The 12,461-nt window shown below is 68.9% G+C and carries 4 protein-coding genes; 3 read left to right on the top strand and 1 reads right to left on the bottom strand.

From position 1 onward, the window contains the following. Positions 1-183 precede the first annotated feature (183 nt). Both AB0C12_RS41890 and AB0C12_RS41885 read left to right on the top strand, forming a co-directional pair. Positions 184-549 carry a hypothetical protein gene (locus AB0C12_RS41890; RefSeq protein ID WP_360556562.1) on the top strand — a complete coding sequence of 122 codons (366 nt, stop codon included), beginning with the start codon at positions 184-186 and terminating at the stop codon, positions 547-549. Continuing rightward, complete coding sequence (locus tag AB0C12_RS41885; RefSeq protein WP_360556561.1) at positions 540-2,033, top strand: hypothetical protein; 1,494 nt, start codon at positions 540-542, stop codon at positions 2,031-2,033. The genes AB0C12_RS41890 and AB0C12_RS41885 overlap by 10 nt, the downstream gene beginning before the upstream one ends. 34 nt (positions 2,034-2,067) lie before the next feature. Here AB0C12_RS41885 and AB0C12_RS41880 read toward each other — a convergent pair whose 3' ends face one another. Beyond that, positions 2,068-3,183, bottom strand: coding sequence for a hypothetical protein (locus AB0C12_RS41880; protein WP_360556560.1), 1,116 nt, complete (start codon positions 3,181-3,183; stop codon positions 2,068-2,070). A 400-nt stretch (positions 3,184-3,583) separates the two neighbouring features. On the opposite strand from AB0C12_RS41880, the gene AB0C12_RS41875 reads away from it, so the two are divergent. Further along, entirely contained in the window at positions 3,584-12,394 is an 8,811-nt protein-coding gene (locus tag AB0C12_RS41875; protein ID WP_360556559.1) for a DNRLRE domain-containing protein, read from the top strand. Positions 12,395-12,461 lie beyond the last annotated feature (67 nt).

Here is a 12,461-nt window from a genome sequence, read left to right as displayed (position 1 = left end):
CCGGCTGGGGACCGGCAACGTCAGGATGGTGAGCAGAACGCCTACCGCGACCAGGGTGTCGGTCCCGGTCTACCCGGACCTGCCACGCTCTACCGCCGAGCCGGAGATCCTGGCGGTGCGACCTCGCCACGATGGGGTGACCGCGCTTGGCTCAGCCGCGCGGCCGGCCTTCTAATGTGTGCCGTGATGGAGTTCAGCCGGCGCGCCGGATGCGTCGTGGCCGGGTTGCTGGTCCTCGGGCTCGTGGTGCTGTTCGCCGCGACCGGCCTGGACACGGCCGACAAGGTGGCCAGCGCCGTCTGTGCCGTGCTCGCCGTGGTGGCGCTGTGCTGGCAGTACCTGGTGTCGCCGCCGGGCTCCGGGGCGTCCCCGGTGAGGGCCGCCGGTCCCGGCGCGGTCGCGGTCGGCGGTGACAACAACGCGGAAGTGAGCACCCGGTTCGCCGGCCCGGTCCCACCGGCGGCACCCGGCGCGAGCGGGCCCGCGTCCGTCGTGGTCGGCGGCACCAGCAGTGCGGCCATCCGTACCGAGGTGCGGTTGTGGCAGTGACACCCGCCGGACCCGGCGCGGTCAGCGTCGGCGGGGACGTGCACGCTCCGATCACCACCCACGTGTACGGCGGCGACGGCCCGACGTTCACCGTCGAGACGCCCCCGCCCGACCTGCCCCACGAGTTCGCCGACCTCGCCGCGTTGCGGGAGCAGCCCAGCAAGCTGCTCAACGCCCGCCGCCGGGTGATCCCGTTCAGTGGCCGGGCCCGGGAGCTCGCCGACCTGGCGGGCTGGCGTGACCACGGACCGCGGCGGGCGGCCCGGCTGATCTACGCCGCCGGTGGCGAGGGCAAGACCCGGCTCGCCGCGCGGGCCGCCGAGCACGCCGCCGCGGCCGGGTGGACGGTCGGCTGGGCACGGCACCGGACCGACACCCCGGGCGGCGGCGATCCGCTCACCGTGACCGGCGACCAGCCGTTGCTCATCGTCGTGGACTACGCCGAACGCTGGCCGCTGACCCACCTGCAGTCGCTGCTCGACCGGTACGCCCGCCACCCCGGCCCGCTGCGCGTGCTCCTGCTGGCCCGGTCGCTGAGCTGGTGGTCGGTGGCCGACTCGATCTGCGACAAGCTCGGGATCATCGCCGGCGCGCCGGTGCCGCTGGAGCCGCTCGCCGGCACCGACGCCGACCGGCAGGCGCTGTTCGAGACGGCCTGCCGGCGCTTCGCCGAGATCTACGGGCTGCCCGCGTCGACCGGGTTCGCCGTCCCGGGTGGTCCCGCCGACCGCGCCTACGGGTCGGTGCTGACCGTGCACATGGCTGCACTGGCTGTCGTCGACGCGAACGCTCAGCGTCGGCTCGCCCCCCGCGGCGCGAGGGACCTGTCGCGGTATCTGCTCAACCGTGAGTGTCACTACTGGACGGTGCCGCACGGCGAACACCGGGCCACCACGGCCGCGCGGGCCGTCTTCCTCGCCTGCATCACCGGTGGCCTGCCCCAGCCCGCCGGCGCCGCCCTCCTCGACCGCACCGGACTGCCCGCGGCGGCCGGCACGAGCGCGCAGCAGATCCTCGACGCCCACGCGCGCTGCTACCCGCCCACGACCGCCGGGACGGTCCTGGAACCGCTGTACCCCGATCGTCTCGCCGAGGACTTCATCGGGCTCACCCTGCGTACCGATCAGCCGGACAGCCTGGCCGACACCTGGTGCGGCAGCTCGCTCACCGACGTCTTCGCCCGCGAAGCCGGGCGAGTGCCCGGCCACGCCGGCCGCGGACTCATTTTCCTCGCCGCGGCCGCGGCGACCTGGCCGCACGTCGGTACGGCGCTGCGCACGCTGCTGCACGCCGACCCGTCGCTGGCGGTCGACGCCGGCGGCCCGGCTCTGCTGGCGATCACCCCGTACGCCGACGCGGAGATCGCCGCGGCCGTCAGCCGGCACCTGACCGAGCGCAGCCTCGACCTGCACCCGGCGGCCGCCCTGCTCAGCTGCGGCATCCTGCAGGTGTCGCTGCTGCTGAACAGCCGCCGGGGCACGTGAAGCGGGGCGCGGCCCGACGGCCGCGCCCCACCGGTCACGAGGTCGGGTTGTCGATGACGTGCAGGGTCGGTGCGCCGCCCGCGGCCGGCTGGGTGACGGCGTACAGGGTCTCGCTGTCGGGGGACCAGACCAGTCCGCGCGGGGCGAGCACGTCGCTGCTGAGGTCGATGCGCCGCTCGGGGACGACACCGCCGGTCTCGTAGACGTAGATGTCGTCGCCGGAGGCCCTGACCCCGTTGGCGACGTGGTAGTCGTCGGGCGCCGCGGCGACGGCGACCGGGTAGTACCCGGTGTAGTAGGAGCCGCGGCCGGACAGGTCGTCGGTCGCGTACGCCTGGGTGGCGTTGCGGGAGCCGGCCCCGGTCAGCAGGGTCTGGCCGTACTTGTCGATGCTGATGTCATTGAGGTTGCTGCCCGGCGCGGTGCCGGAGGTCTTCGTGGTCAGGGCCCCGTCCTCGGCGATGTCGTAGACGTACACGGTGGACAGACTGAGGTTGAGCTGTGCGGCGACCAGCGGACCGGCCGGTTCGTCGGCGCGGGCGGCGAGCAGGGGAGCGCGCTGGAAGCGGACGTCGCCCTGGGTGTTGAGGTCGATCGTCGGCTTGGGCGGGGTGCTCGGGGTCGGCGAGGGCGACGGCGCCGCGGACGGCGACGCCGACGGGTCGGGCTCCACCGGCTCCGGGAACTTCACCCGGCCCACGCCGCCGCTCCAGGTGCCGTCGCAGCCGTGGCCGAACCAGAGCAGCTCGCCGGCCCGTACGAGGTGGGTGGGGCACGTCCGCGCGCCGGTGCTGTAGCGGTCGGTCTCCTTGAGGGTGTGGGTGTCGATCACCGAGATCGCGTCGCCGGCGGCCAGGGCCACGTAGAGCTTGTGGTTGTCGGCGTTCAGGGCCAGGCCGGTCGCGCCGTACTGACCGGTGATGGTCTTCTTCACGTGGCCGTCGAGGTCGGTGACGACGACGCCGTTCGAGCCGGACCCGCCGGTGATGTAGACCTGGTCGTGGTCCTGATCGACGACGAGGTCGCCGAAGGCGGGCAGCCCCAGCTGGTGGTCGAGGGCCTGAGCCGGCCCTCCTGAGTAGACGATTGTCGTAACAGCCAGGGCAGCGACGGCCGCACCTGCGAATATGCGGCTGTTCGGCACCTTCATTGATTCCTCCCCCGTGACACAACGATGGCGCAGGCAGGTTATGCACGCCATTCCGGGTCCCGCTGTCCCGGGCGCCGTCGTATCGCAGGGGCCGGGGATTGGGACATTCCGACTACGGGACAAGCGTCGGACCATTGAGGACGGTCATTGCCGGTGACGGATCCGGCTGATACGGTCGCTGCCAGCTATCGGCTGAGTACCACCACACGGGGGGCCGGATCCGCTCGGTCCGACGCGCTTGTACGCGTCGCAATTCTTCTGTCAACCGAGTCGGCCAGCGACAATCACCAGCGCACATCCGCCCTTCCCGCACGCCCATTTCTTCTCTGGCGACGTGTGGCGATCGAGGCTGCCTGTTCCGTCGCCTGTCCGCACCTCCATCGAGGAGAGCTCGACGAGCATGGACACCCATTCTCCGCACAATCGCCGTCGTCGTACCGCCATCGGCGCGGGCCTGCTCGGCCTGCTGCTCATCGGCTCGGGCCTGGTCGCCACGCAGCGCTTCGGTGACGACGGGTCGTCGTCGAAGTCCGCCGAGGAACGCGCCCGGGACGCCGTGGTGCTGGCCGATCCGCCCCCGGGCGTGCCGCCGGTCAAAGGCCGCCCGGTCGCCGCCACCGCGCCGGGACCGGGCAGCAGCCTGCCCGACCGGCAGAAGGCGCCCACCGGCAAGACGTTGCCGGCCGCGAAACGGGTCGCGGAGAAGGTCTCGGCGCGTACCTCGAACGCCAAGGTGTGGACCCTGGCCGACGGCCGCACGCAGGCCGAGGTCAGCGGCACGCCGCTGCACTACCGCGACGACGCCGGGCGCTGGCAGGACATCGACACCACGGTCCGGCCCACGAACGAGCAGGGCTACGTCTACCGCGCGCGGAAGAACGCCTTCGACAGCCGCTTCGGCGACCGCACCGACCGGCTCGTCCGCTACGACCTGGGCGGCCGCTCGGTGTCCGTCGGCGTCGCCGGGGCCGCCCGCAAGGTGACACCCAGGGTGCGGGGCAGCGCGGTCCGCTATCCGGACGTGTTCGGCGGCGCCGACGTCGCGTACGACGTGAACGCCTCGGCACTGAAGGAGAAGATCGTGCTCGACAAGGCCCCGGCCGGGGCCGCGTCGTACACCTTCACGCTCGCGCTCGACGGGGTCACCGCCGCCGCGCAGCCCGACGGCTCGGTCGCCTTCCGCGCCGCCGACGCCGACGGTGCGCCGCTGTTCTACCTGCCGAAGCCGTACATGTACGACAGCGGCGCCGACCCGGCCACGCCGACCGGCACCGGGTGGAGCAACAAGGTCACCCAGGTCCTCACCGGCTCCGGCTCCACGCTGCGGCTCACCGTCACGGCCGACGAGAAGTGGCTGCGCGACAGCGCCCGCAAGTACCCCGTGGTCATCGACCCCACCATCAAGGTGCAGCCGCAGGTCGGCCAGGCCCAGGACGGGATGATCAACTCGTACGACCCGGCGGCCAACTACGACACCTCGTGGCGGCTGTCGGTCGGCACGAACCAGGTCAGTGGCTCCACCAACGCGATCTTCCGCAGCCTGGTCAAGTTCCCGCTCAGCGAGGTCCCGGCCGGTACGAAGCTGGACTCGGCCCAGCTCAAGATGTACTTCGACCAGAACATGGTGAACGCGCTCGACGGCACCGTAGTGCCGATCAACGCGCACCGGGTCACCGCGCCGTGGAACGAGAGCACGGTCACCTGGAACAACATCAACACCGCGGTCGGCGAGATCGGCACCAACACCGAGCAGATCGACAACGCCGACTCCGGCAAGACCGCGGCCGTGGGCGAGTGGCCCTCGGTCAGCGCCACGGCGGCCGTGGGCGGCAGCTACCGCACCAACAGCGGCGCCACCACCGGCGACACCTACACCTGGGTGCCGCGGGTCACCGAGGCCGGCAAGTACGACGTGCAGGTGCACTACGTCCCCGGCTCCGACCGGGCCACGAACGCGCCGTACACGGTCTTCCACACCGGTGGCAGCACCGTGAAGACGGTCAACCAGACCACCGGGTCGGGCAGCGGGACCTGGGTGTCGCTGGGTGAGTTCTCCTTCAACGCGGGCACCACGCACAAGGTCGTCCTGGGCGACGTGGCCAACAAGACCGTCGTGGCCGACGGCGTCCGCCTGGTCAAGAAGGCCGCCGACAGCAAGGGCGCCTTCCAGAACCACGCCTGGCACACGTTCAGCGTCCGGTCGATCGTGCAGGACTGGATCGACGGCAAGCAGGCCAACAACGGTTTCGTGCTCAAGACCCCGAACGAGGCCAGTGTGCTGAGCGGCCCGCGCTACGAGGGCGCGGAGAACGCGTTCGGCGGCGAGGTCGACACCTTCCCGACGCTGCTGCTGACCTGGGGCCGGCCCGGCGTGACGCTGCAGATGCCGACGACGATCCGGTCCACCGGCGCCGAGCTGGCCTGGAGCGCCTACGCCGACCCGTCGACCAGCACGGGCGACGACATCGTCGAGTACCAGGTGCACCGCAGCTCCGCGCAGAGCTTCATCCCCTCGGAGCGCACCCTGGTCGCACCCGTCCTCAAGGACCGCACGTCCTACAGCGACACCAGCGGCACACCGACGCCGGCGAACAACGCCACCGAGTTCGGTGCCCCGTTCTACTACATGATCGTCGTGAAGACCCGTGACGGGCAGCTCATCCCGTCCCCGGCCGAGCAGGTGCAGCTGCCCAAGGCCGGCCACATCGTGCGCGTGCTGCAGGGCAACTCCACCGACACGACGCTGACCAGCAAGCAGCCCGACACCGGCCACGACGTGCTCGACGGCGGCGGGCTGGTCCAGATCGGCAACAACGGCTCGATCTTCGGCACCAGCCGGGCCGTGGTGAAGTGGCCGAGCATGACCGGGCTGCCCACGGGCACCAAGGTGCTCAGCGCGAAGGTCGGCCTCTGGGGTGCGTACTCCGAGGGCGACGGCGGCGCCACCTTCGCCATGCACGGCCTGACCCGTGACTTCGACGAGGCCACCGGCTCGTGGAACAAGGCCGCCGGTTCGACCGCCTGGACCACCCCCGGTGGCGACTACACGGCGACCGCGTCGGGCTCGGTGACCAACATCGGCACCGATCCGCGCTGGCAGAACTGGAACGCCACCGCGCTGGTGCAGGGCTGGGTGAACACCCCGAGCAGCAACAAGGGTGTGCTGTTCCGGCTGGCCAACGAGTCCACGCCGACCCAGCGGGTGCTGTTCACCGCGGGTGAGGTGCCGGACATCCGGCAGCGGCCCCGCCTCGAGGTGATCTACACGGCGCCGGCCACGGAGAACACGTACTACGCGCCCACCGTGCCCTCGCGGATGATCCCGGGTGACGAGTACACGTCGCCGGTCACCATCACCAACTCGACGAGCTCTCCGCTGAACAAGGCGGACTGGGTGCTGTCGTACCGGTGGGAGCTGGCCGACGGCACGGACGTCACCAACGGCGACAACCAGCGTGAGACGCCGCTGCCGGTGGATCTCGCCTCCGGCGCGGTGACCACGGTCAACGCGAAGATCATGACGCCGGTCCGCTCGGACCAGGGCAACAAGCGGCAGAAGTTCGTCCTCAAGTGGGACCTGCGCAACAAGACCACCAACCAGTGGCTGTCGCAGGTGTGGGAGATCCCGCCGCTGGCCCAGCCGGTGACCGTCGAGGACCCGACCTCCGACCAGCTCGGGCTGGAGAAGTTCTACCAGTACACCGGCCAGAACGCGGGCGCCGGCTCGACCGTGATGGTGAACCAGTTCTCCGGCAACGCTGTGTTCAGCTACAACGCGTTCAGCAACCCGAGCCGCGGCCTGTCCACGTTCCTGCGGCTGTCGTACAACAGCCAGGACAGTTCCAATTCCTACATCGGGTACGGCTGGTCGCTGTCGACCTCGACCGTCACCCGGCTCGGCTCACCGTTGCAGTTCTCCGGCGGCACCGATCGTTGGCCGGCGAAGGTCACGCTGACCGACGGTGACGGCACCAGCCACTTCTTCGACCTCAACAAGCACGACAGCACCAACGAGGCCGACTGGGACTACGACAGTCCCTCCGGTATGCACCTCTATCTGCAGCGCAACGGCGACGACCCGACCCGTACCTGGGTGATGACCCGGCCGGACCGCAGCCAGTTCTACTTCGACGTGGACGGCTACCAGACCGCCGTCATCGACAAGAACGGCAACGACCTGCGGTTCACCTACGAGCGGGTCAAGGTCGGCAACCGCAACACCGGGGTGCTGAAGTACATCACCGACGCCACCGGCCGCCGCACACTGACCTTCGAGTACTTCAACAGCGGCGACAACTTCGCCTTCTTCACCGGCAACAGCGACTCCAAGCAGTCCGGCACGAACCTGGCCAACGGCCAGATCGTCAACCAGCTGCGGGCCATCACCGACGTCACCGGGCGCCGCATCACCCTGACCTACAACGACAAGGGCCTGCTGCGTGAGGTCCTCGACGGGCAGGGCACGGCCGACGAGAAGCCGTTCGGCTTCTACTACGACGACGCGTCGGGACTCAACAACCCCAAGCTCGTCCGGGTCGACGACCCCCGCGGCCACGGCACCAAGCTGGGCTACTTCCCGGCCTCCGCGGGCAACCTGCTCAAGTGGCGGACCGAGAAGGTCGTCGACCGCAACGACAAGAACATCGACTTCACCTACACCGACCCGGACGGCTCGACCGGCTCGTTCATCGAGAACGTCGTCACCGACGCCAACGGGCACGCCTCGAAGTACCTGCTCGACGGCTTCGGCCGGCCCACCCTGCTGACCAACGCCAAGCAGCAGAAGACCGAGCTGACCTGGGACGCCGACAACAACGTGCGGCGCCTGGCCGAGGACAACGGCGCGGTCACCACCTGGGTCTACGACGAGAAGACCGGCCTGCCGCTGGAGATCAAGGATCCGGAGGCCAACAAGAACAACTGGCCGGCGCAGAAGCTCGAATACCGGTTCGGTCTCAAGGGCCACACCGCCGAGCTGACCGCCAAGACGTCCCCGGAGGGCCGTAGGCACACCTTCGGCTACGACGCCTACGGCAACCTGACCTCGGTCACCGACCCCAAGGGCAACGCGACCGCGGCCGCCGGTGACTACACCTCGGTCTACACGTACGACACCTGGGGTCAGCAGAAGACGTCGACCGACGCCAACGACAACACCACCAAGTACGAGGACTACGACCCGGTCGGCTACCCGAAGACGATCATCGACGCCCTCAACCAGAAAGAGACCTACGAGTACGACGCCATCGGCAACGTCGTCGCGATCACCGACGCCGCCGGCAAGACCTCGACGTACACCTACGACGTCTTCGGCCGGCCGCTGAACTCCCGGGAACCGAAGGACGCGGCGAACAACGTCTTCATCGTCACGCCCGGCCCGACCTACGACGGCAACGACAACGTCGTCCGCGAGGAGGCCGCCAACGGGGCCGTGACGGAGTCGGGCCACGATCCGACCGACCGGCTGGAGTTCCGCAAGGAGCCCAGTGACGGCAGTGGTGCGCCGGAGCGCATCACCACCTACGACTACGACAACGTCGGCAACCTGCTGCGTGACACCGAGCCCAAGGGCAACCTGACGGCGACTCCGGACGACTACACGACGACCTACCGCTACGACGAGCTGAACCAGGTCGTCGAGGCCACCGATCCGCTCGGCGGCCGGGTCGTCTCCACCTACGACAACGTGGGGAACCTGAAGACCGCGGCGGACCAGCGCAAGTCGGCCACCACCGACCCCGACGACTACAACGCGAAGTACGACTACGACCTCAACCACCGGCAGATCGCGATCACCGACGCGGCCGGCAACGTCACGAAGACGGAGTACGACCGCGACGGCAACCCGACCGCCACGGTGGACCGGGAGAACAACCGCACCACCGTCAAGTTCGACGCGCGTTCCGCGGTCGAGGAGATCAAGGCTCCGCACAAGACCGTCGACGGCACGACGACGTACCGCACCTCGAAGTTCGAGTACGACGAGGTCGGCAACAAGACCCGGGCCATCTCACCACGGGGTGTCGAGACCACCGGCGACTTGAACGACTTCGCCACGGTGACCGTCTACGACGTGCTGAACCGGGTCAAGGAGCAGCAGGAGCCGTACGCCTCCGGGGACGAGCGGTACAAGACGGCCGACAAGACCGTCTACACCTACGACGAGGTCGGCAACACCAAGACGGTGAGCTCCCCACCGTCGGAGGGTGAGACGACCCGGCCCGAGACCAGGTACACGTACTGGGACAACGGCTGGAACCGCACCAGCACCGACGCCTTCGGCATCCGGACCGAGTACGACTACGACACCATCGGCAACCAGACCTCCCGCAAGGTGACCGGGGCGAACAACAAGACCCGGCAGATGAACTGGACGTTCTTCCCGGACGGCAAGCAGAAGACCCAGTCCGACGACGGCGCCGGGTCCGGCACCGCCCGGAAGAACTTCGAGTTCTCCTACGACGCCAACGCCAACCTGACCACGATGCTCGACAAGAGCACCGACGCCAGGGTCGACACGTACGCGATGACGTACGACGTGGTCAACCGCATGGAGAAGGTCGAGGAGAAGCTCGACGGCTCGGTCAAGAACACCACCCGGTACGGCTACGACGTCAACGACAACCTGCTCGAGCTGACCCACGACAAGACGTATTCGAAGTACACCTACGACGCCCGCGACCTGGTCTCGGAGCTGAAGAACGGCAAGACCGCCACCGACTCCGACGCGAAGACGACCACCTTCACGTACACGAAGCGGGGCCAGGTCGCCACGGAGAAGAAGGGCAACGGCAACACCGTCACCTACGACTACTACCTCGACGAGCAGCTGCAGAAGCAGGTCGAGAAGAAGTCGAGCGGCACGGTGGTCAACGAGCACGCCATCGAGTACGACGCCAACGGCCACCGCGCCAAGGACGTCGCCAAGAAGCAGAACGCGGACAACAAGTCGGCGACGATCGACACCACCACGACGTACGAGTACGACCCCAGGGACCGGATCCGCAAGCAGGTCAAGACCGGTAGCGGTGCCGGCACCGAGACGTATGTCCACGACGCCAACAGCAACGTCATCGAGCAGTCGGTCAAGAACACCAGGACCACGTTCAACTACGACAGGAACCGGCTCAAGACCTCCACGTCCACCACCGCCGGCGTCTCGGTCAGCTCGACGTTCAAGTACGACGACTTCGGCCGGCAGGAAAGCACGACGACGGACGGCAAGGAGACCGAGAAGTACACCTACGACGGCTTCGACCGCACGACCAAGTACACCAAGACGCCCGGCGGCGACACCGAGTACACCTACGACCCGCTGGACCGTCAGCTCACCCGCAAGCAGAACGACAAGACCACCAAGTTCTCCTACCTCGGGCTGGCCGAGCAGGTGCTGTCGGAGGAGGAGGGCGGCAAGCTCCGCAAGACCTACCAGTACGGGCCGGACGGTAACCTGCTGTCGCAGGCGAAGTTCAAGGACGACGGCAGCTTCGAGACGTCCTACCAGGGTTACAACCCGCACACCGACGTCGAGCAGATCACCGACGAGCAGGGCGACTCCCGGGCGACGTACGGCTACACCGCGTACGGCAGCAACGACGACGCCCAGTTCAGCGGCGCCGACAAGCCCGACGCCGGCAATCCGGAGGACCCGAACAAGGAGCCGTACAACGCCTACCGGTTCAACGGCAAGCGGTTCGACCAGTCCTCCGGCTCGTACGACATGGGGTTCCGTGACTACGACCCCGGCCTGAACCGGTTCCTGACCCAGGACAGCTACAACGGCGCCCTGGACGACATGAACCTGTCGACCGACCCGTTCACCAACAACCGGTACGCCTTCGGCGGCGGCAACCCGATCTCGCAGGTGGAGATCGACGGCCACTTCTCCCTCAGCGACGTCGGCCACGCGGCGCTGGACGTCGCCGGCCTCGTCCCCGGTGTCGGAGAGGTCGCCGACCTGGCCAACGCGGCCTGGTACGCGGCCGAGGGCGACTACGGCAACGCGGCCCTGTCGGCGGCCTCGGCGATCCCGTTCGCCGGCTACGCGGCCAGCGCCGCCAAGGGCGCCAAGTACGCCGCCAAGGGCGTGGACGCCGCCCAGTCGGCGGCCAAGGGTGCCGACGCCGCGCGCAGCGGGTCGAAGGCGGCCAACGCGGCCCAGGGTGGCGGCAAAGCAGCACCGTCGCCCGCCAAGGCATCGTCCGGCGGCGGTGGACCGACCGGCGGCGCCAAGGCAACCGGCGGCGGTGGTAGCGCAGGACCAGCCAAGGCACGCGGCAGTGGTGGCGGCGGTGGTGGCGCGAAGAGCGGCGGCACGGCGGCCTCCCGTGGGGGCAGTTGTGCGAGCAACAGCTTCGTGCCCGGCACGGCCGTGCTCATGGCGGACGGCTCGTTGAAGCCCATCGAGGACATCGACCTCGGCGACGAGGTGCTGGCCGGCGACCCGGAGCTGGGTATCACCGAGAGCCGGCCGGTCACGGACCTGATCACCGGTGACGGGGAAAAGCAACTGGTCGAGATCACCGTCGACACCGACGGCGCGGCCGGGAAAGCCACGGGAAGCGTCATCGCGACCGACGGCCACCCGTTCTGGGTCGACCAGCTGGGCAAGTTCGTCCCCGCCGCGGAGCTGCAGACCGGCGACCTGGTCGAGGACGTCGACGGCAATCTCCTCGAGGTCAAGGCGACGCACACCTGGAAGGAGACCCGGCAGGTCCACAACCTGACCGTCGACGGCATCCACACGTACTACGTCGTCGTCGGGACCGCCACGGTTCTGGTGCACAACTGCGGTGGCAAGATCCCGTACAACAGCGACGGTCTCAGCACCGCGGCGTACAAGGCCCGTGGGGGTGGTGGATTCCCCACCGGTCCGCGGACCAAGGCGCCCGGCGGCAACGTCGCGGTGGCCAAGGTCGACGGTCACAACGGCCTGATCACCGGATTCAGCAAGGGCGACGGCTACCATTCCGAGGACCACATCATCGACCAGATCAACGCGATGAAGGCCAAGGGCAACAACGTCGGGAAAATCACCGAACTGTACAGCGAACGGCAACCCTGCTCCGCGTGTGCCAGCAAGCTGTCCGGTTATCTGGCGGACAATGCGCGAGTGACGTGGTCGGTCCCCTGGGGCGACAATGCGCTGGTCAATTCCGTGGCCAATGAGATGCTGGCCGGGATGATCCGAAGAGCCAGCGGCGGACGGTAGTGCGGCGAGGGGCCCGGGAAAGAATTCCCGGGCCCCTTCTGTCGTCGTGCGGTGAATGGATTAGTCT

This window comes from Actinoplanes sp. NPDC048967, from assembly GCF_040649415.1.
Lineage (GTDB): Bacteria > Actinomycetota > Actinomycetes > Mycobacteriales > Micromonosporaceae > Actinoplanes.
The sequence above is the reverse complement of the archived record's forward strand: the minus strand, read 5'-3'. Positions and strand labels throughout refer to the sequence as shown.

What these genes read in the sequence shown, in the direction of transcription:
- AB0C12_RS41880 (WP_360556560.1), bottom strand. Translation starts at nt 3,183, where the DNA reads ATGAAGGTGCCGAACAGCCGCATATTCGCAGGTGCGGCCGTCGCTGCC.
- AB0C12_RS41875 (WP_360556559.1), top strand. Translation starts at nt 3,584, where the DNA reads ATGGACACCCATTCTCCGCACAATCGCCGTCGTCGTACCGCCATCGGC.